Source organism: Paenibacillus arenilitoris, assembly GCF_014705655.1.
In the GTDB taxonomy this organism is placed as follows: Bacteria; Bacillota; Bacilli; order Paenibacillales; family Paenibacillaceae; genus Pristimantibacillus; species Pristimantibacillus arenilitoris.
Window position 1 is genome coordinate 153893 of sequence record NZ_JACXIY010000015.1, and the last position, 21934, is coordinate 175826.

Consider the following 21934-nt stretch of genomic DNA (forward strand, 5'->3'; position numbering starts at 1 on the left):
GCAAATAGAAGAAAGCTGAGGGGAAATAGATGTACCTACACGGAACCAGTAAAATTAACGCGAACGGTCATTTGGAAATCGGCGGCTGCGATGTAGCTGACTTGGCAAGCCAGTTCGGCACGCCGCTATATATTGTCGATGAAACGCTTGTGCGCCAACGTGCAAACGAATACGTCGAAGCGTTCAAAGCTTCCGGACTGAAGTTTCAGGTCGCCTACGCGAGCAAAGCATTCAGCGTAATGGCGATGTGCGCGATCGCAGAGCAGGAAGGCCTGTCGCTCGACGTCGTATCCGACGGCGAGCTTTACACGGCGCTGCAGGCCGGCTTCCCGGCCGAGCGGATTCATTTCCACGGCAACAACAAGACGCCGGAAGAGATCGACATGGCTCTCGACGCGGGCATCGGCTGCTTCGTCGTCGATAACTTCCTGGAGCTTCAGCTGCTGAACGCGCTGGCGGGAGACAAGGGCAAGAAGGTCAACATTTTGCTCCGGATCACCCCTGGCGTCGAAGCGCATACGCATGATTATATTTCGACGGGCCAGCAAGACTCGAAGTTCGGATTCGACCTGGGCAACGGCGCGGCGAAGCAAGCGATCGAGCAGGCGCTGGCGCTCCCGAACTTGATCGTGCTCGGCGTGCATTCCCATATCGGCTCGCAAATTTTCGAGGTGGAAGGGTTCCGCATGGCGGTCGACAAAGTGGCCGAATTCGCGGTTTCCGTCCGCAGCGAGCTTGGGCTCACCTTCAAAGTGATCAACCTGGGCGGCGGCTTCGGCATCCGTTACGTGGAAGGCGACACGCCGCTTCCGATCGGCGAGTACGTGGCCGCGATTACGGGCGCGATCATTTCCAACTTTACCAAGGCGGATTTCCCGCTGCCCGAAATTTGGGTCGAGCCGGGCCGCAGCATGGTCGGCGACGCCGGCACGACGCTGTACACGGTAGGCACCAGCAAGAACATTCCTGGGGTGCGCAAGTATATCGCCGTCGACGGCGGCATGACGGACAACCCTCGCCCAGCGTTGTACCAATCGAAGTACGAAGCGATACTGGCCAATCGCGCCAACGAACCGGTCGAAGAGACGGTATCCGTAGCAGGCAAATGCTGCGAAAGCGGCGATATGCTGATCTGGGATCTCGACCTGCCGAAAGCCGAAAACGGCGACCTGCTTGCCGTATTCTGCACGGGCGCCTACAACTACGCAATGGCGAGCAACTATAACCGGATCCGCCGTCCGGCCGTCGTATTCGTGAAGGACGGTCAAGCGGATCTTGCGGTCAAGCGCGAATCGCTCGAAAATATCGTCTGCAACGACGTCATCCCGGCAAGGCTTCAAAAATCGTCGCTTGCGAAATAAGGGCGAAATTTGGTAACGTAGTCTTATCCGGACAAAGAAAGGTAGATGCAGTCATGGCAAAACAAGCGAAAATCACGTTGGCAAGCGGCGGAGAAGTCGTACTCGACCTGTTCGATCAAGACGCGCCGAATACGGTAGCGAACTTCGAGAAGCTCGCGAACGAGGGCTTCTATAACGGACTTACGTTCCACCGCGTCATCCCGGGCTTCGTCGCGCAGGGCGGCTGCCCGAACGGCAACGGCACGGGCGGTCCCGGCTACACGATCGATTGCGAGATCAATCCGAACAAGCATGAGCGCGGAACGCTCGCGATGGCGCATGCCGGCCGCAATACGGGCGGAAGCCAGTTCTACATCTGTTACCAGCCGCAGCCACATCTGAACGGCGGACATACCGTGTTCGGCCGCGTAGCCAAAGGCATGGAGCACGTAGACGCGCTCAAAGGCGGAGACAAGATGGAAAAAGTCGAAGTCGCGGAAGTATAGTATATCCGCGCATGTTGAAAACCGTCAATCCACTTGATGTTCAAGAGGAGTGACGGTTTTTCGTATATTCGTATGTAAGAGCGCCTGAACTTTCAGGCGCTCCCGCAAAATTAGCAGTAGCCGTTGCGTTTGTGGTTCTTTTTCTTGGCGACGAAAATTACTTTTTTAGCCAATACGACGATGACGAATTTTTTCTTTTTCTTTTCAGTGCGTCCGTATCCCATAGTGAACTCCTCCTTTACCGTGAATTAATATACAATATTCATAGAATAGTAGATTTGATTGGACATTCCCGATGCACCTGCGGAAATTCTAGCAGTTTGGGTAAGCATGCGATAAGCCGTCGGCTTACGGGCTGCGATTCCGGAGCGGTAGGAATGGCCGTTATGAAAATCCTTGCTTTTTTCAAATTACAGTGGTAACATTTCCTCATTGTTACTTATTAAAGTTGGATTTATATTTAAATATTTTGTGCGGCTTTCCTTCGGGGTGAGGTGAAATTCCTAACCGGCGGTGATCGGAGTTGCATGGCGAGGATCGGATAACCGGACTTGCCGTGCGTCATCCGTCAGTCCGTGACCCGGTCCGATTGCGGTTCGTCAGGCTTCATGCCTGGTCGAACGAATGGGAACGGTGGACCTGGTGCAAATCCGGGACCGACAGTATAGTCTGGATGGGAGAAGGAGAGGCATCGACAGCTGCGAGCGGTTTGCTTACTTGTTTGTGCATTATTTCACAAACGGAGCGGGCTTGTTTGAGCAGCGTTTTATACGAATCGGCGCCGTAGAAAGTACGGTTTATTTAGGAGCGTCTACTAACGCGAATTTTCGTTCGATTCTGTCGTATGTACTCTTGCTTTGCTACATCGCCCCTGTCGGACTGCTTGCCGATTGGGGTGTTTTTTGTTTGTGGAAATTTTGAACGACGAGTATTACATGCGACTGGCGCTCGAATTAGCGGCAAAAGCGGCCGGTCAGACCGGCATTAATCCCGTGGTCGGCTGCGTGGTCGTCAAGGAAGGCCGAATCGTCGGCGTCGGCACGCATTTGAAGCGAGGAACGGGTCATGCGGAAGTGCATGCCTTGCAAATGGCCGGAGACGAGGCGGAAGGGGCAACCGTATACGTTACGCTCGAGCCGTGCAGCCACTTCGGCAAGACGCCTCCCTGCTGCGAGCGGATCATTGCCGCGAAGGCGGCGAGAGTGGTCGTCGCGAGCGGAGACCCGAACCCGCAAGTGTCGGGCAGGGGCATCGCGAGGCTGCGCGAAGAGGGAATCGACGTTACCATCGGCGTACTGGAGCAGCAATCCCGGCTGATGAACGAAAAGTTCAATAAATACATTACGACCAAGCTGCCGTTCGTTACGTTAAAGACGGCAAGCACGCTTGACGGCAAAATCGCTTCCCGTTCGGGAGACAGCCGCTGGGTGACGGGCGCGATCGCGCGCGAGCAGGTGCATACGCTGCGCCACCAGCACGATGCGATTATGGTCGGAATCGGCACGGTGCTGGCGGACGATCCGCTGCTGAACACGCGGGCTTCCGTGCCCGCCGTCGATCCGGTCCGGATTATCGTCGACACCTCGCTTCGGCTCCCGCTTGAAGCGCGCGTCGTCACCGATCGCACGATACGTACGATCGTGCTCGCATCCTGCAGTGCATCATCGGACAAAATAGCCGCGCTGACCGCCGCCGGGGTGGAGGTCGTCGTATGCGGATCGGGCGAGAAGGTCGATCTGGCCGAGGGGATGAAGAAGCTGGGGGAGCTCGAGATCGGCTCGATCCTGCTCGAAGGCGGCGGCCGATTAAACGGTGCCATGCTGGAAGCGAGGCTGATCGATAAAATCGTGCTGTACTACGCCGCCAAAATCGTCGGCGGAGCGGAGGCTCCGGGCACGTTCACGTTCCCGGGCGTCGATAAAATGGCCGACGCGATCGCGCTGGAACGGGTTCAAATCGAAATGGCGGGCGAAGACATTAGTGTAACAGGCTACCCCGCTTATAAGGAATAATCTAAGAGGAGGCCTGCCATGTTTACCGGTTTAGTGGAAGAAGTCGGACAGTTGAAGGGGATCGCGAAGCAAGGGGAGGCGATGCAACTGCGCATAGGCGCGTCACGGGTGCTCGATGGCGTCATGATCGGCGACAGCATTTCGGTAAACGGCGTATGCTTAACCGTTACGTCGTTCGACCGCTCGTCGTTCGCGGCGGACGTCATGCCCGAGACTTACCGGAAATCGTCGCTTCACCGGCTCAGGCCGGGCGAAGGCGTCAATCTGGAGCGCGCGATGCAGGCGGGAGCCCGCTTCGGCGGTCATATGGTGCAAGGACATATCGACGGAACCGGACAGATCGTCTCGCGGGAAACGGATGCCAATGCCGTCGTCTTTGAAATTCGGATCCATGACGACGGCATGCTGCGATACGTCATCCCGAAGGGCTCGATCGCCATTGACGGAATAAGCTTGACGGTCGTCGACACAACCTCGCATACGTTCACGGTATCGATCATCCCGCATACGCTCGGCGAAACCGCCCTTCAGCACAAGCATGCGGGCGATACCGTCAATATCGAGTGCGATGTCATCGGCAAATACGTCGACCATCTGCTACATTTCCGGCAGCCGGAATCGGCCAAGCCGGCGTCCAAGCTTTCGACGGCGTTTCTTCTGGAAAACGGATTTTTGTAATGATCTCGCAGATTATCGTCGCAGCCGCGGTAAGTACGCCGATTTAGTTTCAAAATTTGAAACTAAATCCAAGCGTAAGCGTCTGATCGAGTCAATAAATTCAACTATTGAAACTAAATACAGAAAACAAGTCAAACCAAGCCGGAATTGACGTCTTCAGAATCAAATTTTGAAACTAACCATGCACCAAACTGCCCAAACCGCTCTCGAATTTAAAAATTTGAAACAAACAAACTTTCGCTCCCAAAGCAAGCGTGTCCCGCAGGGACGAAAGCGTTCCAAGCACAAACGTAGCCCCACACCTATCACTGCAGCGCCAACGTTAGTCCAATTGCGGGTGTCCAGAGGGCGCAGCGCCTCGGGGCCCTCCCTTGGAAGGGAGGGTTTGGGAGGGATCGAAGCCTTTAAGGGTTGGTTAGCCGTGAAGCGTGTCCCTCAGGGACGAAAGCGTTCCAAGCACAAACGTAGCCCACACCTATCACTGCAGCGCCAACGTTAGTCCAATTGCGGGTGTCCAGAGGGCGCAGCGCCTCGGGGCCCTCCCTTGGAAGGGAGGGTTTGGGAGGGTTCGAAGCCTTTGAAGGTTTGGTTGAAGTCTTTGAAGGTTTGGTTGAAGTCTTTGAAGGTTTGGATTAACCCTTTGAAGGGTACGGGTAAAAAGCCCTCACAGGGCATGGGGTTCACACAAAGGAGGGAAATTCATATGGAACATACAGATATAACGGTATTCGACCGGATCGAGGAAGCATTGGAAGACTTGAAGCAAGGACGGCCGATCATCGTGGTGGACGACGAGGACCGGGAGAACGAAGGCGACTTGATCGCGCTGGCGGACAAAACGACGCCCGAGGTCATCAACTTCATGATCACCGAGGCGCGGGGACTCGTATGCGTCCCAATCACGCAGGAGCGCGCGGAGGAGCTCGACTTGCCGCCGATGGTCAAGCACAATACCGACTATCACGGAACGGCGTTTACCGTTTCCGTCGATTTCGTCAGCACGACGACGGGAATTTCGGCGTATGAACGGTCGCAGACGGTGAAGGCGCTAATCGATCCGACGACCAAGGCGGCGGATTTCCGCAGGCCGGGACATATTTTCCCGCTGATCGCAAGACCGGGCGGCGTGCTCCGCAGAGCGGGCCATACCGAAGCGGCCATCGATCTCGCCGTCATGTGCGGTTCGGATCCCGCCGCCGTCATTTGCGAAATCATCAAAGAAGACGGCACGATGGCCAGATTGCCCGACCTGACGGCGTTCAAGCGGAAGCATAACCTGAAGCTCATCACGATCCAAGAGCTGATTCATTACCGCAACGAGAAGGAGAAGCTGGTCGAACGGGCGGTCGACGTCAAGCTTCCGACCGATTTCGGCACTTTCCGGGCGATCGCATATACGAACATGGTCGATAATAAGGAGCATGTCGCGCTTGTAAAGGGCGAGCTTGATCCGCATAGCGCGGTGCTCGTCCGCGTCCATTCGGAATGCTTGACGGGCGATGTGTTCCATTCGCATCGTTGCGATTGCGGACCGCAGCTCGAAGCCGCCTTGAAGCAGATAGACGAAGCGGGAAGCGGCGTGCTTCTCTATATGCGTCAAGAGGGCAGAGGCATCGGTCTCATTAACAAATTAAAGGCATACGAGCTGCAGGAGCAGGGGCTCGATACGGTCGACGCCAATTTAAAGCTTGGCTTTCCGGCCGATTTAAGAGATTATGGAATAGGCGCGCAAATATTGAAGGACCTCGGCATTACCAAGATGCGCCTGCTCACGAATAATCCTCGCAAAATCAAGGGGCTTGAAGGATACGGCCTCGAGGTCGTCGAGCGCGTGCCGATTCAAATGGACGCGAACGAGGATAACAAAGGCTATCTGCGCACGAAAAAAACGAAGCTCGGTCATTTGCTCCGCTTCGAGGATCAGGACTATAGCATATAAAAAAACTTCAGGAGGATGATGGAAGATGGCACGAATTTTTGAAGGGCATTTAGTATCGGAAGGTTTAAAATACGGCGTCGTCGTCGGCCGGTTCAACGAATTTATTTCGAGCAAGCTGCTGGGCGGCGCGCTGGACGCCTTCAAGAGACACGGGGCGAAGGAAGAAGAAGTCGATATCGCGTGGGTACCCGGCGCATTCGAAATTCCGCTGATCGCGCAGAAAATGGCCGAGAGCGGCAAATACGACGCGGTCATTACGCTCGGCGCCGTCATTCGAGGATCAACGCCGCACTTTGACTACGTGTGCAACGAAACGGCCAAAGGCGTAGCGGCGATCGCGCTGAAAACCGGCGTTCCGACGATTTTTGGCGTGCTCACTGTCGACTCGATCGAGCAGGCGATCGAGAGGGCCGGCACGAAAGCGGGCAACAAAGGCTATGAAGCCGCGGCCAGCGCGATCGAAATGGCGAACCTGACAAGACAGCTGAAGGACTAACAAGCGGCTCGTACGATGCTTTAGGCGGGGGGAATAAGGTGTGTCGGTGCTTTATAAGCTGGATTCCTTCGAGGGACCGCTTGATTTGTTGCTTCACTTGATCGACAAAGCCGAGATCGACATTCACGAGGTGTCGATCAGCGAGATCACCATTCAATATATGGAATACCTGGATGCGATGAAGGAGCTCGAGCTCGAGGTGACGAGCGAGTTTCTCGTGATGGCGGCCACCCTCTTGGCGATCAAAAGCAAGCAGCTTCTGCCGAAGCCTCCCGTGTTCGAGGATGTCGATTACGAGGAATGGCCGGACGACGGGCTCGATCCGCGCGACGAGCTGATCCAGAAGCTCATCGAGTACCGAAAGTTCAAGCAGATCGCGGAGCAGCTGCGCGAGAAGGAATTCGAGCGCAGTCTCGTCTATTCGCGGGAGCCGGAGGATTTGACTCCTTTCATGAAGGAGGAGAAGGTCAATCCGGTCGAAGGGCTTCATGTCTCCGATCTGATCGCGGCGTTCCAGAAGGCGCTGCGGCGGGCTTCGAGACGCAACGTGGTGGCGACCGTCCAGCGGGACGAAATTTCGGTGAAGGACCGGATCCGCGACATTATGGACGTTCTCAAGCAATACGAGACGGTCCGGTTCTCGAAACTCGTTCGCGAAAATATGGACAGGCACGAAATCGTCGTGACGTTTCTGGCGATTTTGGAGCTGATGAAAATGAAGCATATCAGCTGCTTCCAGCATCGCTTATTCGACGACATCGTCATTCATTGGAGAGGAGAATCTTCGGACAGTGGATTATCCGAAATTGAAGACAGTTATTGAAGGCTTGCTCTTCATGGCAGGCGACGAAGGCCTCACGAAGAAGCAGTTGGCCGATATTTTGGAGCTGGACGCGGATCTCGCGGCCGACCTCGTATACGATCTGCAGCGCGATTTGGAGCGGGAGCGGCGCGGGGTGCAGATTGCCGAGGTAGCGTCGACCTACAGGCTTACGACGCATCCCGAGCACGCGCCCTACTTCGAGAGAATGGCTTATACGCCGACCCGCTCGCAGCTGTCGCAGGCTGCGCTGGAGACGTTGTCGATCGTCGCTTACCGCCAGCCGATCACGAGAGTCGCCATCGAGGAAATCCGCGGCGTGAAGAGCGACCGCGCGATTCAGTCGCTTGTCGCGAAGGATTTGATCGAAGAGGTCGGGAGAGCCGAGGCGATAGGGCGGCCGATCCTATACGGAACGACCAAATCGTTTTTGGACTATTTCGGCCTGCCGTCGATCAAGGAGCTTCCGGAACCGGGCAACGTCGATTTCGACGACGAGCTCGAGGAACAGACACAGCTGCTGTTCGAGCGGCTTGACGGTCGGCAGATGACAATCGAGGAAATCAAAGAATGAGATTTGACCGCCGGGTCATACTATATTCAACCATATGCGGGAAACGGAGGAAGCGGCATGACGCTCGGTTACCCTTACGGTTGGATAACGGCGGCCGGTCTCTTTTTTTTGCTTGTTTTGACGCTGATCCTCGCCTCGCCGGTTGTCATTAACGGGCATTTGCGGCGGGAAGGCAGCAACGATGACGCGGAATTAAAGATCAAAGCGTTATACGGCATCGTACGCTTCCGGTACAAGGTGCCCATTATCCAATTTACAGGCTCGACGGTGCAGTTGAAGGAACAACTATCGGCGACGAACGCAGGCATTAATACGTGGAAGCAATACACGGACGAGATCGACGCGGATAGAGTAGTTAGCGCGATCGACAAAATGAAGCTCATCTTGCAGCTGACCAAAAACTTGACCGGATGGGTCCGGCAAACGATGACGAAGGTCAGGCTCGTCGAATGGAAGTGGAACACCTCGGTCGGCACCGGAGACGCGATGTGGACGGCGATGGCGACGGGATTCGTCTGGTCGGTAAAAACGTCGCTTTTGGGCATACTATCACAGATGGTGAAGCTGAAAGCAGAGCCAGTGATGCATGTGCAGCCGATATATCAGCACCCTGCTTTTACTACGGAATGGTCATGCATAGCTCAAATCCGCTTCGGTTATGCTATCCTTGCCGGACTGCAGCTATTAGTTCGCATGAAGAAAGCGAAAGGAGGCGTCAAAGCATGGCAGAACATCCTATTCAAGGCTTAATGCAAACCGCAATGGAAAATATTAAGGAAATGGTCGACGTCAACACGATCGTTGGCGATCCGGTCCAAACGCCGGACGGCAGCGTTATTATGCCGATTTCGAAAGTCGGCTTCGGGTTCGTTGCGGGCGGCAGCGACATCAGGCTGGATGATGCCGAGCACAAGACGGTGTCGCAATCCGACGCGCATCATGCATCGGTATCCATGCCGTTCGGCGGAGGAAGCGGGGGAGGCGTATCGATTACGCCGATCGCATTTCTCGTGGTGGGCACGCACGGCGTAAGAATCGTGCCGCTTGACAATCAGACGCATCTGTTCGAACGCATGATCGATTCCGCTCCTCACGTGTTCGACAAAATCCAGTCGATGATGAAGAAGCCTTCGTCCTCGGTCTCTTACACGGATCCGACGCATACGGTCATAGCGGAAAGCGTCGACGCGAACGATCACCTCTTATGACCGAACTGCCCGAGAGGGCAGTTTTTCATTTTACGTTCCATATTTATTCGCTAAGGCCGCATGCTTTTTTTCGTCTAGAACGGCGCCTACGGGCATATACTGATTACGAAAGCGGAAGCTAGAACGCAGCGAGAGGGGCAAGAGGACAGATGTTTTGGAACAAGCTACAGCGGAATGCGGCGCTTGTGCTGCTCGTCGCTTTGCTGACAGGGACAAGCCTGGCAAGCCGCGCGGAAGCGGCTCCGGATCCATTGTACACGAACGCGAGGGCTTCGGCGCTAATCGACGTCAAGTCGGGCAGAATATTGTACAGCAGCAACGGTGACGTCTCCATGCGAATCGCCAGCCTAACGAAAATTATGACCGCCATCGTCGCCATCGAGCACGGCCATTTGACCGATATGGTGAAAACGGGCAAGCGTGCCGTCGGAAAGGAAGGCTCGTCCATTTACCTTAGGCTCGGCGAAGAGATGAGCTTATTGAATATGCTCTACGGGCTTATGCTTCGCTCGGGCAACGATGCGGCAACGGCGATCGCCGAACACGTGGGGGGCTCCGAAGAAGGCTTCGTTCATTTAATGAACGAGAAAGCGTCCTTTCTCGGACTTGCGCACACGCAATTCAAGAATCCGCACGGCCTTGACGATGAAGGTCATTATTCCTCGGCGAACGATCTTGCGAGGTTGACGGCTTACTCGCTCAAAAACGAAGTTTTTGCCGAAATCGTCAAAACGCGGGTGAAGAAGGTGCCCAATCCGCATGAGAAATGGGATTACAGCTATACGAACAAAAATAAAATGCTGGCGATGTACGAAGGGGCGGACGGCGTGAAAACCGGCTATACGAAAAAGGCGCTTCGCTGCTTGGTCAGCTCCGCGACGCGTAACGGTCAGCAGCTCGCCGCCGTTACGATTAACGACCGCGACGATTGGGCCGACCATCGCAAAATGCTCGATTGGGGCTTCGCCCATTATCCGTTAAAGCAAGTCGCCGCCAAAGGACAAGCCATTGCCGGATATCCTTACGTCGTCGGACGGGAATTCAACTATCCTCTCGAATCGCAGGAAGAAGGCGCCGTTCAGTCCAAATTGGTGTTGTACGACGCGGCGACGATGCGCTACGCGTTCGGCGAACGCGGCTTGCTCGAGTGGTACATGAACGGGCATCGAATAGGAGCCGTGCCGGTATACGATACAGGCAGCAGCAGGCTTAGCTTGCCGGAAACGACGCCGAAGTCGCTCTCGTCGTGGGCGGAATTCGAGAAAGCGTCGAAGCAAGAGGCCGATCTGGCCGATTCGATCGGCAAAGCGCTCGGCGCATTGTTTGGGACTTAGGCGCGGCAAAGCGAGGGAGACGCTTTGGACGCGCATTTGCAGTAAGGGGGAGGCTGCCGAAATGGTAAATTGGATTTGGTTGTTTTTTATCGTGGCGAGCGTCGTGGTCGCCGCGGTCAACGGAAAGATGGACGCGGTGACGCAGGCTGCCTTCGAGGGGGCGAAATCGGGCGTCACCGTCAGCTTCGGACTGATCAGCATCATGGTATTTTGGCTCGGCATGATGCGTATAGCCGAAGACGCGGGCCTGCTTCGCAAGCTTGCGGCCATGCTCGGCCCGATCGTCCGGATGCTGTTCCCGGACGTGCCTCGGAACCATCCGGCGATCGGCTATATTATGAGCAACCTGAGCGCCAATCTGTTCGGGCTTGGGAACGCGGCGACGCCGATGGGGATCAAGGCGATGCAGGAGCTGCAGAAGCTGAATCCCGACCCCGCGACCGCAACCCCCGCCATGTGCACGCTGCTTGCTTTGAACACGTCCAGCATCACGATCATACCGACGACGCTAATCGCGATTCGCATGAATTACGGTTCGGCCAATCCGGCCGAAATTATCGGCACGACGCTCGCCGCGACGTTCGTCGCGACTTCGGCGGCCATATTGGCCGACCGTTGGTACCGGCGCAAATCGCCGCCGCCGCAGGTCAAGTCCAAAAGGCGTGCCGGCATAACGACGCCGTCTCCGGACCAAGGAGGCGAGGCGGTTGTATAACTTATTCACGAACGTATCCGCTTGGATGATTCCGGCCATTATCGTTTTTATTCCGCTGTACGCCGCGCTGCGCCGCAAGGTGCCCGTATACGAAACGTTCGTCGAAGGCGCCAAGGACGGCTTCGGAACCGCAATTAACATCATTCCCCATCTGGTCGGCATGATGGTGGCCATCGGCATGTTCCGCGCCTCCGGCGCGATGGAGCTTATGCTTTCCGCCGTTCGTCCGCTATTCGATTGGATCGGAATTCCGAGCGAAGTGCTGCCGCTCGGCATCCTGAGACCGCTCACCGGCGCCGGCTCGCTCGCCTTCACGACCGATCTTATTCAAACGTTCGGGCCCGACTCGATGATCGGCCGAATCGCATCGACGATTCAAGGAAGCACCGATACGACGCTTTACGTACTAACCGTTTACTTTGGGGCGATCGGCATCCGACGTACCCGCTATGCGCTGAAGGTCGGGTTGTTCTCCGACATCGTCGGTTTTTTTGCCGCCATTTTCATTTGTTTGTACATATTCGGATAACGGCGCTTGTGCTTTGTTCCCCTTATCGTTATGATGGAGATTGAGGTGAAACACATTGGAGCGTTTACAAAAAATTTTAGCGGCGGCAGGCGTCGCGTCGCGCCGCAAATGCGAGGAAATGATTTTGGCCGGAGCGGTGGAAGTGAACGGCAAAAAGGTGACGACGCTCGGCGTGAAGGCGGACCCGGCGGCCGACGCCATTACCGTGAACGGCAAGCCGATCAAGAGCGAGAAGAAGCTTTACCTGATGCTCAACAAGACCAAAGGCGTCATTACGAGCGCCAAGGACCCGCAGGGCAGGAAAGTCGTGTCGGACTTTCTACCAGGCATTAAAGAACGGGTCTATCCGGTCGGGCGTTTGGATTACGATACGGAAGGCTTGCTAATACTGACGAATGACGGCGAATTCGCCAACTTGCTGACCCATCCGAGCCACCACGTGCCGAAGACGTACCGCGCGACCGTCAAAGGCATTCCTCACGGAACGGCGCTCGAGCAGCTTCAGAAAGGAATCAAGCTGGAGGACGGCATGACCGCTCCCGCGGAGGTGGAATATCACGACGTCGATCCCGAGAAGAACGAAGCGACGATTACGATTACGATATACGAAGGACGGAATCGACAAGTCCGGCGCATGTTCGAAGCGATCGGCCACAAAGTGACAAGGCTGAAACGGATCAAATTCGGCGAGATCGGCCTCGAATCGCTCGGCAGGGGGAAGTACAGGCATCTGACGCCTGGCGAAGTGCAGGAGCTGCTGTCAATAGCGCGCAAGACACATAAAGTTCATAAAAAGTAATCGACGGCGGCAGTTATTGCCGTCGACTTTTCGTTATAATGGAAATATTCGTGACTGTGCAGATAGAAGCAGGTGGTGATCGTAGGATGGGAAAGTCGCGTAAAACGGTGCAAATCGTCATCTTGCTCGCGGTATTGCTGATCGGCGGTTATGCGATCGGAACCGCGTTGTTCGCGGATAACGACAAGGGTCCTCTGGGGGCCGGCAGCGAACCGCCGCCATTCAAGCTGGCCGACCTTGACGGCAATTTGAGGGAACTGTCCGACTATGAAGGAAAACCTGTCGTCGTTAATTTCTGGGGGACCTTTTGCCCGCCATGCGTCAAGGAAATGCCCGAATTCGAGAGGCAATACGAGAAGTGGAAGGATCAAGGTCTCGTCATCTTGGCCATCAATTTAAGCGAGGATACGCTTACGGTCAACAATTTCGTACGCCGTTTCGAGCTTCAATATCCGATTCTCCGGGACGTGAACCGCAAGACGGAACGGAGCTACGGGCTCAAATCGTACCCGACCACGTTCTTCATTGGCCGCGACGGCAAGATCGCGGAGATTAAGGTGGGCGGCATGACGGAAGCCGAAATTGATGAACGGGTGGAACGGCTGCTGAAGACGTAGGAGGTATATTGAAGTGTCATTGGTTGAAAACACAAAGTGCGAATGCGGCCATCAGAACGCCGTCGGCACCGTGTTATGCGAGAGCTGCGGCAAGCCGCTCGATAAAAACGATCAATCGGACATGCCGCTCGAAATGCGTTACGACGGCGTAGCCCGAAGATCGCAGAAGACCAACCCGAACGTCATCGATCGGGTTTGGAATTTTTTCTCGTCGGTCAAAATCGCGATTTATTTAATCGTCCTTACGTTTTTGACGGCGATGCTCGGCACGATCTACCCGCAGGAGAATACGTTCGTCAATAACTTCGATCCGTCGGTTTATTACGAGGAAACGTACGGGCTGCCCGGCAAAATTTATTATTTGCTCGGCTTGACGCATACTTATGAATCCTGGTGGTTTATCGGACTGCTCGTCATGATCGGCACGTCGCTCGTCATCTGCAGTCTGGACCGGGTGCTGCCGCTTTACCGCGCGCTGAACAAGCAGCAAATCCGCAAGCACCACCAATTCATTCTTCGCCAGAAGACGGTATTCAAACGGCGGATCGAAGGCGAAGAGACGAAGTGGGCCGACGGTTTCGCGGCGCAGCTGAAGCGGCAGGGCTACCGCATCCACCGGGACGGAACCGCGCTGCTCGCCGAGAAGAACCGATTCAGCCGATGGGGACCTTACATTAACCATATCGGCCTCATATTGTTCCTCCTCGCCGTCCTTGCGCGCAGCATTCCGAGCTGGCAGCTGGATACTTACATTACCGTGCCCGACGGCGATACCGTGCAAATCGCGGATACGAACTACTACGTGAAGAACGAGAAGTTCACGGTCGAGTATTACAAGGACGAGGAGCTGCCGGATAAACTGAAGGGCACGGCGCGGGCGAAGCTGTTCGAGACGAAGGCGGTGCTGTACGAATGCGTAAGCAGCTGCGGCGATCCGCTTAAGGAGCCGGAGCTGAAGGAAGTGAAGCGGCATGACATCGTCGTGAACGAACCTTTGAAATATAAAGGGCTGAAGCTGTACCAATTCGATTTCGATACGACGCCTCGGCTGAATGAGGTAAGGCCGGTGCTGGTGGACAAGCAAACGGGCGATACGTACGGGCCGTTCGATCTTCCGATGAAGGATTCGGCCCCGCAGCATAAGCTTGGACCGTTTACGCTCGATTTGTACGCGAATTACATGGAATTTTCGATCGACGAGAACGGCGAACCGGTTACGTTGTCGCGCGATCCCGTGGCGCCCGCGTTTATATTCACCGTGAAGGGTCCGGGGCTCGACCCGGCGGGTGAGCCGTACTTGTACTTCCCGATGCAGAAGGACAAAGTAAAATTTTCGCAGGATGCTATAAACGCCGCAATCGCGGATAAGATTGAAATAAGGGTCGACGGCATGGAGAACGTCGATTTCTCCGAAGCGTCGACCTACTTGAACGTCAGGATGGACCGGGCGCTTCCATACGTATGGATCGGGGCCGCGTTCTCCATGCTCGGGCTGTTGATGGGCTCTTATTGGCAGCATCGGCGCATATGGCTGCGCATTGACCAGGGCGAGCTGGCGCTTGGCGCGCATACGAACAAAAACTGGTACGGCATGCGCTCGGACGTCGCCAAGGCCCTTGGCAAAACAGGGATTGCGGTAGATCCGAAGTCGCTTGATAACGGAGGGAACAACGCGTGAGTTTAGTCGATTTCAGCAGCGACGCCTTTATCGTCGCATTTTTTCTATACTGCTTCGCCTTCATGTTCTACGTCATCGCCATCGCGGGCAAAAAATGGAGCAACCGCGACCCCGAGCAGCACGAGAGACGATGGGGCCGCATCGCGTTCGGAACGTCAAGCCTCGGGCTTGCGGCCCATCTCGCGTTCTTCTTCACGCGCTGGGCGGGAAGCGGGCAAATCCCGACGAGCAATATGTACGAGTTCATGACCTTCCTCGGCATGTCGATCATGATCGCGTTCACGATCGTCTATTTCATATACCGCAAGGCGCTGCTCGGCATGTTCGCACTGCCGCTGACGGTCATTATCGTCGCCTATGCGTCCGTCTTTCCGCAAGAAGTGCAGCCGCTCATCCCGGCTCTGCAAAATGTATGGCTTAAGGTGCACGTGACGACGGCGGCGCTCGGGGAAGCGTTCTTCGCGGTCGGGTTCGCGGCCGGCCTCATGTATTTGCTGCGGGTCGTCGACTTCAAAGGAAAAACGAAGGAAGCGCGCAGATCGCAATTTTGGGTCGAATTTTCATTGTACACGATCATCGTCATCGTCGGGTTCATCTTCGCCGTTTTCGCTTTCCGCGGGGCGGGCTACGAAGCGCAATTCGTGCAGGAGCAATCGAAAATCGACACGAAGGGGATCGAGTCGACGACGACCGAAACGGTCGATTATACGCTTCCGCCGATCGTGAAGCCGTATAACAGTCAGGCGGTCAGCATCGAAAGCTTCCTCGGCATGGAAGAGCCGCTCTTCGAGGCGCCGTATTGGATGAACGGGGTCAATTCGGGCAGAAAGCTGAACACGGTCGTCTGGTCCGTTATCGCCGGTACGCTGCTGTACGGCCTGCTCAGGCTCGTCTTCCGCAAGCCGCTCGGCGCCGTTATTCATCCGGTCATGGAAGGCATCGATCCGGAAGACCTGGACGAAATCAGCTACCGGTCGATTGCCATCGGCTTCCCGATCTTCACGCTCGGCGCGCTCATCTTCGCGATGATTTGGGCGAATATCGCATGGGGCCGCTTCTGGGGCTGGGATCCGAAGGAAGTTTGGGCGCTCATTACTTGGCTGTTCTACAGCGCGTACCTGCACTTCCGCTTATCCCGCGGCTGGCAAGGGCTAAGATCTGCTTGGCTGGCCGTTATCGGATTCGTCATCGTGCTGTTCACGCTAATCGGCGTCAACCTCATCATTGCGGGTCTGCATTCTTATTCTGGCGTATAGCCAATAAGCTGAGAGGAGTCATGCTGCATGTCTGATTATTCGAGCCGGATTCTGGTTGTCGACGACGAGGAAAGAATTCGCCGTCTGCTCAAGATGTACTTGGAGAAGGAAGGCTATACGATTGACGAGGCGGAAGACGGGGAGACGGCGCTCAGACTCGCTTCGGGAACCGATTACGCGCTGATCCTGCTCGACGTCATGCTTCCCGGAATCGACGGCGTCGAGGTGTGCTCGCGGCTTCGCCAGGTGAAGGCGACGCCCGTCATCATGCTGACGGCCAAGGGCGAAGAGATGAACCGCGTGCAGGGCTTCGAGGTCGGCGCGGACGATTACGTCGTGAAGCCGTTCAGCCCGCGGGAAGTCATCTACCGGGTGAAGGCGATTCTGAGACGCTCCTCGGTGACCGCATTTCTCACGAAGGAAATGAACTCGAGCAACAACATCGTATTCCCTCACCTGGTCATCGAGCATGACGCGCATCGCGTAACGGCCGGGGGACAGGAAGTGAGCTTGACGCCGAAGGAATACGAGCTGCTGCATTATTTGGCCGTATCGCCGGACAAGGTGTTCTCGCGCGAGGAGCTGCTCAAGGACGTATGGAATTACGAATTTTTCGGCGATCTGCGCACGGTCGACACGCATGTGAAGCGGCTGCGCGAGAAGCTGAATAAAGTATCGCCGGACGCGGCCGCGATGATCACGACCGTGTGGGGCGTCGGCTATAAGCTCGAGGTGCCGAAGTAGATGAAGCTGCTTCAGCGTCTTATCGGCTTCCTGCTGCGAAGCGTGGTCGGCAAGCTATGGGCGACGATCATGCTGCTCGTTGCCGTCGTCCTGTTGATCGTCGGCGGTTTTTTGCTCCAATACGTCGACATTCTAACGTTCCAGGACGCCCACAAAGTAAAGGTGCTTTTCGTCATCACGGCGATCATCGGATTTTCGCTGTCCACTTTTTTTGCGTTCTTCTTATCGAAAAAAATTCAACAGCCGCTTCTGCAGCTGAAGGACGCGGCCGTCAAAATATCGATGGGCAACTATAGCGCCCGGGTGCATACCCGATCTTCAGACGAGATCGGCGAGCTTGCGAACGCGTTCAATCATATGACGGAGCAGCTCGACAAGCTGATCCACGATTTGAATCACGAGAAGAATCATCTCGCGAGCATCCTTCGCAGCATGGGCGATTCCGTCATCACCTTCAGCGCCGAAGGGAAAGTGATCTTGACTAACCCAAGCGCGCATCTGCTCATCGGCCAGTGGTCGAACATCGAGCAGGCATGGGACGTGCGGGAAGGCGCGGAAGAGGGGACGGTGTCTGAGGTGCCGATTCCGCTCCGCGAGCTGTTCCAGAGCGTAATGGAGGAAGGCAAGGACGCAACGGACAAAATCCATGTGCTGAGCAGCGTATGGTCGGTCGTTATGGCCCCGCTGCAGTCGGGAGGCGTCATACGCGGAGCGGTGGCGGTCATCCGCAACGTCACCGAGGAGCATAAGCTCGAGAAGCTGCGCCGGGACTTCGTGGCGAACATCTCGCATGAAATCAGAACGCCTCTCTCCATGCTGCAAGGGTACAGCGAAGCGCTGCTCGACGATATCGTCGCTTCTCCCGAGGAGCGGAAGGAGCTCGTTCAAGTCATTTACGACGAATCGCTCCGAATGGGCAGGCTCGTGAACGACTTTCTCGATGTCGCTCGGATGGAAGCCGGCCACGCGGACATGAATTTCCAAGAAGTGGACCTTAGCCATATCGTAAGAAGAGTGCACCGCAAGTTCCTTGTCTACGCGAAGGAGCGGGAAGTGAAGCTCCATGCCGATCTGCCGGAAAGCCCGCTCATCGTGAAAGAAGCGGACGAGGATCGGCTCGAGCAAGTGCTGACAAATCTGCTCGACAACGCGCTTCGGCATACGCCGTCAGGGAAATCGATCACGCTCGCCGGCAAAATAGCGAGCGTGAGCGGCAAATCGTACGTTCAGCTTCGGATCAGCGACGAAGGGCAAGGGATTCCGGCTGAAGACGTTCCTTATATATTCGAACGGTTCTACAAGGCGGATAAAGCGCGCAAACGCGGGGCGTCAAGCGGCGGAACCGGCCTCGGCCTGGCCATCGTCAAAAATTTGATCGATCTTCATCACGGACGGATCGTCGTCGAGAGCTCGGCCGGCACGGGCACGTCCTTTACGCTGCTCCTGCCTGTCGAAGCCCATCAATCCTTGTCATAGCGTTCCTCCGGGAACGCTATTTTTGTAGAACGGGGCAGATAATTCTTGTTGTTCGTGAAACAAAAGGAGCCATCCGGGTAGTCCGGATGGCTCCTTCCTTTATTAATAAAGAGTGATCTCCTTGGCCGTGTTCAATTCCGGCAATTTCGTCAATTGCTCGAGCACTTCCTTCGGCGTCGCTTTGTCGACGCGAAGCACCATGATGGCGGAGCCGCCGACAAGCTGGCGTCCGACCTGCATCGTCGCGATGTTGACGTCGTTGTTGCCGAGCAGCGTTCCGACGCGGCCGATGATGCCCGGCTTATCGTTATGCGAGATCAGAATCAAATTGCCTTCCGGCGTCACGTCTACCGGGAACTTGTCGATTTGCACGATGCGCGGCCCGTAGCCGGTAAGCAGCGTTCCCGCCACGATCCGCTCTTCCTTCTTCGTGCGGAGCGCTACGGTGACCAGGTTCGTGAAGTCCTTGGATGCATGTGATTTTTGAACGACGATATTGACGTCCCGCACCTTGGCAAGGTGTAGCGAATTCACGACGTTGACCTGCTCGGTGCCCAGGTGATGCGCAAGCACTCCGCGCACGATATATCGCGTAAGCGGCTGCGTGTCCACTTCGGCAAGCTCGCCGGCGTAGCCGACGACGATTTCGGTAACCGCGCCTTCCGTCGCCTGCGCGATGAAGCTGCCGAGCTTCTCGCCGAGCGTGAAGTAAGGCTGCAAAATGTTTTGCAGGTTTGCCGGAATCGGCGGCATGTTCACGGCGTTCATGAACGGCTCGTTGCGCAAAATATGGATGACTTGCTCGGAAACGTCGATCGCGACGTTCTCCTGCGCTTCCACCGTCGAGGCGCCTAAGTGAGGCGTAACGATGATTTTCGGATGCGTCAGGAACGGATGATCCTCGGCCGGCGGCTCTACTTCGAATACGTCGAACGCCGCGCCGGCCACGATGCCTTTGTCGATCGCATCGACGAGAGCGAGCTCGTCGATGATGCCGCCGCGCGCGCAGTTGACGATGCGCATGCCTGGCTTCATCACTTCAAATTGCGCTTTGCCGATCATGTGGCGGGTTTCCGGCGTGAGCGGCGTATGCACCGTCATGAAGTCGGCGCTGCGCACGATTTCGTCTACGGAAGCCAGCTTCACGCCGATCTTCTCCGCTCTTTCCTCTGTCATGAACGGATCGTATCCCATAATGTCCATGCCGAACGCTTTGGCGCGTTTGGCCACTTCGCTGCCGATGCGGCCCATGCCAAGAACGCCGAGCGTCTTGTTGCGAAGCTCTACTCCGAGGAACGACTTGCGGTCCCAAGTTCCGCTTACGGTTTTCATATAAGCCTGCGGAATGTGGCGGGCAACCGCCATCATCATCGCGAACGTGTGCTCGCAGGTCGTGATCGTGTTTCCGTCGGGAGCGTTAATGACGATTATGCCGCGCTGCGTGGCGGCGTCCAGATCGATGTTGTCCACTCCTACGCCGGCGCGCCCGACGACCTTCAGCTGCTTGCCGGCTTCCATGATCTTAGCCGTTACGCGCGTCTGGCTGCGGACGAGCAGGGCGTCGTATTCGCCAATGATGGCGACTAGCTCATCTTCGCTTAGACCCGGTTTTTTGTCGACCGCGATATCCGGGGCTTCGACGAGCTGCTGAATGCCCATGTCGCTGATGGGGTCCGAAACTAACACTTTAAACATTTGAAGTATGCCTCCTAGAATGGGCGAAGCAATGCTTTCGCCTAATATGTACAGAAAAACCCTCTACCCGGCACCGTTGTGCAGCAGCGGGACGAGAGTTTGATCTTCGATCGTAGGAATGAATAGGTAAGTCCAAAGCTGTCGTAATCGACTTTTCTATTTTATAGCAAGGCGGCGGACAAATGCAATGCTCAAACTTGCCGAAATGTGAAAATTTCGTTATGATTCAACCATTGTAAGCATCATTAAGCGACAGGGGAGGCGATCGTTCGTGGCCAATTGGCAAAATGTGACACCGGAAGCGCTGCTCGAAGGGTTGGGAAACGGCCGGATCGAGCCGATTCAAATAATAGATGTCAGGGAGCCGTTCGAATGGGATTATTATCATCTCGAAGGAAGCATCCCCATACCGATGAATACGATTCCGTCGCGATTAGGCGAACTCGACGATTCGAAGACGATCTACGTCATTTGCGCTCACGGCGTAAGAAGCGTCGCCGTATGCGACTTTTTGGATGAACGAGGCTACGGCGGCATCCGCAACGTCGAAGGCGGGATAGCGGCCGTAGCCTCTCTCAAAGGATTTGCGTACGATTAATTCGTCTCCGGATAGAAGAACGGCAGCTGCGGGAACAGCTCTTCCGAATAAAGGCGCGATTTGTTTTGCGTAAAGTCGCCGGGACGGACGGCGTCCGTGTTGATGAGCAGATCCACGACGGCCGTGTAGGTGCGGAGCTTCATCTTGGCCGCTTGGCCGGACGATACGAAGTCGTCGACGCGGCTGGTCAGATCCTGCGGATAATAAGCCGTCAATTTCTTGCGCGACATGAGCTGATCGGCCGTCAGCTTATTTTTGATCGTGACCGGCAGCTTCGACCAAGCGGCCAGCTCCAGCATCGCCGGCGACTTGTAGTCGGACGGGATATCCAGATCGACGGACGACGACCACTTCAGCATGGCCGAATAATAGGCTTGCTGAGCCGTTAACGCGTTCTGCGAAGCCGACAGATACGCCTGCTCCTTCTCGATGAGCTGCCTCAACTTGTTGCCGGCCGACGTTTTGGAGTTGACCGCGGCTTTCGCGGCGGCCTCCTTGAATAGCTTGAGGCTTCGGATATAGCTCACCTGCGCCTCGGCGAGCAGAGGCGACTTTTGCATGTCGACGGAGCTCGCTTCGCCGGCCTTGGTTTCGGCAAGATTCGACAACTCTTTGAACATCGAGGTTGCCGCAGCCGACGATCCTTGCGATAATTTATTCATCGCGGCGAACCATTCGGTCTGAAATTCACGGTAAGGCAAAAATACGGTATGATAAAAAGAAACCAAGTCCTGCTGCTGATAGGGACTGACGGATGCGGCGGTGCCGCTTGCGGCCTCCTCTTCCTTGGCGTATTTGGCTTCGGTCCTTTCCGTACCGATCTGGATGCCGTAGAAGAACGCGCCGACTGCGCAAACAAGCATGAATACGAAACCGACGCTGAATAACATCGCACTGGCCGTTAATTTTTTTTCCATCTC

Annotated in this window: 22 protein-coding genes and 1 riboswitch; of the genes, 20 read left to right on the forward strand and 2 right to left on the reverse strand. The window is 55.8% G+C overall.

The features are described from left to right. Positions 1–29 precede the first annotated feature (29 nt). From lysA to IDH41_RS13590, 19 genes are all read left to right on the forward strand, one after another. Positions 30–1361 (forward strand): diaminopimelate decarboxylase, encoded by a 1332-nt coding sequence (lysA, locus tag IDH41_RS13500; RefSeq protein WP_190861829.1) that lies wholly within the window; start codon positions 30–32, stop codon positions 1359–1361. A gap of 53 nt (positions 1362–1414) precedes the next feature. Beyond that, on the forward strand, positions 1415–1846 hold the full coding sequence (locus IDH41_RS13505) for a peptidylprolyl isomerase (protein ID WP_190861830.1): 432 nt from the start codon (positions 1415–1417) through the stop codon (positions 1844–1846). Positions 1847–2322: 476 nt separating this feature from the next. Beyond that, positions 2323–2535, forward strand: a riboswitch (FMN riboswitch). A 219-nt stretch (positions 2536–2754) separates the two neighbouring features. Continuing rightward, positions 2755–3858, forward strand: a complete 1104-nt coding sequence (gene ribD, locus IDH41_RS13510) for a bifunctional diaminohydroxyphosphoribosylaminopyrimidine deaminase/5-amino-6-(5-phosphoribosylamino)uracil reductase RibD (protein WP_190861831.1) — start codon at positions 2755–2757, stop codon at positions 3856–3858. Between the two features lie 18 nt (positions 3859–3876). Further along, positions 3877–4536, forward strand: coding sequence for a riboflavin synthase (gene ribE, locus IDH41_RS13515; RefSeq protein WP_190861833.1), 660 nt, complete (start codon positions 3877–3879; stop codon positions 4534–4536). Between the two features lie 703 nt (positions 4537–5239). Next, positions 5240–6475: a bifunctional 3,4-dihydroxy-2-butanone-4-phosphate synthase/GTP cyclohydrolase II gene (locus tag IDH41_RS13520; RefSeq protein ID WP_190861835.1), complete on the forward strand. Its 1236-nt coding sequence runs from the start codon at positions 5240–5242 to the stop codon at positions 6473–6475. Positions 6476–6500: 25 nt separating this feature from the next. Then, entirely contained in the window at positions 6501–6971 is a 471-nt protein-coding gene (ribH, locus tag IDH41_RS13525) for a 6,7-dimethyl-8-ribityllumazine synthase (RefSeq protein ID WP_190861837.1), read from the forward strand. A 40-nt stretch (positions 6972–7011) separates the two neighbouring features. Beyond that, positions 7012–7794 carry a segregation and condensation protein A gene (locus tag IDH41_RS13530; protein ID WP_190861839.1) on the forward strand — a complete coding sequence of 261 codons (783 nt, stop codon included), beginning with the start codon at positions 7012–7014 and terminating at the stop codon, positions 7792–7794. Further along, positions 7763–8365: an SMC-Scp complex subunit ScpB gene (gene scpB, locus IDH41_RS13535; protein WP_190861840.1), complete on the forward strand. Its 603-nt coding sequence runs from the start codon at positions 7763–7765 to the stop codon at positions 8363–8365. The genes IDH41_RS13530 and scpB overlap by 32 nt, the downstream gene beginning before the upstream one ends. Positions 8366–8422: 57 nt before the next feature. Continuing rightward, positions 8423–9115 carry a DUF2953 domain-containing protein gene (locus tag IDH41_RS13540; RefSeq protein ID WP_190861842.1) on the forward strand — a complete coding sequence of 231 codons (693 nt, stop codon included), beginning with the start codon at positions 8423–8425 and terminating at the stop codon, positions 9113–9115. After that, positions 9088–9573: a GerW family sporulation protein gene (ytfJ, locus tag IDH41_RS13545; RefSeq protein WP_190861844.1), complete on the forward strand. Its 486-nt coding sequence runs from the start codon at positions 9088–9090 to the stop codon at positions 9571–9573. The genes IDH41_RS13540 and ytfJ overlap by 28 nt, the downstream gene beginning before the upstream one ends. A 149-nt stretch (positions 9574–9722) precedes the next feature. Then, a complete protein-coding gene (locus IDH41_RS13550) occupies positions 9723–10907 on the forward strand; it encodes a D-alanyl-D-alanine carboxypeptidase family protein (RefSeq protein WP_190861846.1) in 1185 nt (394 codons plus the stop codon). Between the two features lie 61 nt (positions 10908–10968). Further along, positions 10969–11622 (forward strand): nucleoside recognition domain-containing protein, encoded by a 654-nt coding sequence (locus IDH41_RS13555; protein ID WP_190861849.1) that lies wholly within the window; start codon positions 10969–10971, stop codon positions 11620–11622. Positions 11623–11647: 25 nt separating this feature from the next. After that, positions 11648–12151 (forward strand): spore maturation protein, encoded by a 504-nt coding sequence (locus IDH41_RS13560; protein ID WP_190862075.1) that lies wholly within the window; start codon positions 11648–11650, stop codon positions 12149–12151. A 55-nt stretch (positions 12152–12206) separates the two neighbouring features. Next, complete coding sequence (locus tag IDH41_RS13565; protein WP_190861851.1) at positions 12207–12950, forward strand: pseudouridine synthase; 744 nt, start codon at positions 12207–12209, stop codon at positions 12948–12950. A gap of 86 nt (positions 12951–13036) precedes the next feature. Next, positions 13037–13567: a redoxin domain-containing protein gene (locus IDH41_RS13570; protein WP_190861853.1), complete on the forward strand. Its 531-nt coding sequence runs from the start codon at positions 13037–13039 to the stop codon at positions 13565–13567. Between the two features lie 19 nt (positions 13568–13586). After that, on the forward strand, positions 13587–15245 hold the full coding sequence (gene resB, locus IDH41_RS13575; protein WP_190862077.1) for a cytochrome c biogenesis protein ResB: 1659 nt from the start codon (positions 13587–13589) through the stop codon (positions 15243–15245). Beyond that, positions 15242–16501 (forward strand): cytochrome c biogenesis protein CcsA, encoded by a 1260-nt coding sequence (gene ccsA / locus IDH41_RS13580; protein WP_317890745.1) that lies wholly within the window; start codon positions 15242–15244, stop codon positions 16499–16501. The genes resB and ccsA overlap by 4 nt, the downstream gene beginning before the upstream one ends. Before the next feature lie 27 nt (positions 16502–16528). Continuing rightward, the gene (locus IDH41_RS13585; protein WP_190861855.1) at positions 16529–17245 is read left to right on the forward strand and encodes a response regulator transcription factor; all 717 of its coding nucleotides are present in this window, start codon (positions 16529–16531) and stop codon (positions 17243–17245) included. Further along, positions 17246–18721 (forward strand): HAMP domain-containing sensor histidine kinase, encoded by a 1476-nt coding sequence (locus IDH41_RS13590; protein WP_190861856.1) that lies wholly within the window; start codon positions 17246–17248, stop codon positions 18719–18721. A 102-nt stretch (positions 18722–18823) separates the two neighbouring features. Here the strand turns inward: IDH41_RS13590 and serA are convergent, their stop codons facing one another. Continuing rightward, positions 18824–20416, reverse strand: coding sequence for a phosphoglycerate dehydrogenase (gene serA, locus IDH41_RS13595; protein ID WP_190861858.1), 1593 nt, complete (start codon positions 20414–20416; stop codon positions 18824–18826). 271 nt (positions 20417–20687) lie between these two features. Here serA and IDH41_RS13600 point away from each other — a divergent pair, with 271 nt between their 5' ends. Further along, complete coding sequence (locus tag IDH41_RS13600; protein WP_190861860.1) at positions 20688–21014, forward strand: rhodanese-like domain-containing protein; 327 nt, start codon at positions 20688–20690, stop codon at positions 21012–21014. Here the strand turns inward: IDH41_RS13600 and IDH41_RS13605 are convergent. Further along, positions 21011–21931, reverse strand: coding sequence for a hypothetical protein (locus IDH41_RS13605; RefSeq protein ID WP_190861862.1), 921 nt, complete (start codon positions 21929–21931; stop codon positions 21011–21013). The genes IDH41_RS13600 and IDH41_RS13605 overlap by 4 nt on opposite strands. Between the last annotated feature and the right edge of the window lie 3 nt (positions 21932–21934).

Coding starts and splice junctions, on each gene's coding strand:
- lysA (WP_190861829.1), top strand. CDS start 30: ATGTACCTACACGGAACCAGTAAAATTAACGCGAACGGTCATTTGGAA.
- IDH41_RS13505 (WP_190861830.1), top strand. CDS start 1,415: ATGGCAAAACAAGCGAAAATCACGTTGGCAAGCGGCGGAGAAGTCGTA.
- ribE (WP_190861833.1), top strand. CDS start 3,877: ATGTTTACCGGTTTAGTGGAAGAAGTCGGACAGTTGAAGGGGATCGCG.
- IDH41_RS13520 (WP_190861835.1), top strand. CDS start 5,240: ATGGAACATACAGATATAACGGTATTCGACCGGATCGAGGAAGCATTG.
- ribH (WP_190861837.1), top strand. CDS start 6,501: ATGGCACGAATTTTTGAAGGGCATTTAGTATCGGAAGGTTTAAAATAC.
- IDH41_RS13540 (WP_190861842.1), top strand. CDS start 8,423: ATGACGCTCGGTTACCCTTACGGTTGGATAACGGCGGCCGGTCTCTTT.
- ytfJ (WP_190861844.1), top strand. CDS start 9,088: ATGGCAGAACATCCTATTCAAGGCTTAATGCAAACCGCAATGGAAAAT.
- IDH41_RS13550 (WP_190861846.1), top strand. CDS start 9,723: ATGTTTTGGAACAAGCTACAGCGGAATGCGGCGCTTGTGCTGCTCGTC.
- IDH41_RS13555 (WP_190861849.1), top strand. CDS start 10,969: ATGGTAAATTGGATTTGGTTGTTTTTTATCGTGGCGAGCGTCGTGGTC.
- IDH41_RS13560 (WP_190862075.1), top strand. CDS start 11,648: ATGATTCCGGCCATTATCGTTTTTATTCCGCTGTACGCCGCGCTGCGC.
- IDH41_RS13570 (WP_190861853.1), top strand. CDS start 13,037: ATGGGAAAGTCGCGTAAAACGGTGCAAATCGTCATCTTGCTCGCGGTA.
- IDH41_RS13585 (WP_190861855.1), top strand. CDS start 16,529: ATGTCTGATTATTCGAGCCGGATTCTGGTTGTCGACGACGAGGAAAGA.
- IDH41_RS13590 (WP_190861856.1), top strand. CDS start 17,246: ATGAAGCTGCTTCAGCGTCTTATCGGCTTCCTGCTGCGAAGCGTGGTC.
- serA (WP_190861858.1), bottom strand. CDS start 20,416: ATGTTTAAAGTGTTAGTTTCGGACCCCATCAGCGACATGGGCATTCAG.
- IDH41_RS13605 (WP_190861862.1), bottom strand. CDS start 21,931: ATGGAAAAAAAATTAACGGCCAGTGCGATGTTATTCAGCGTCGGTTTC.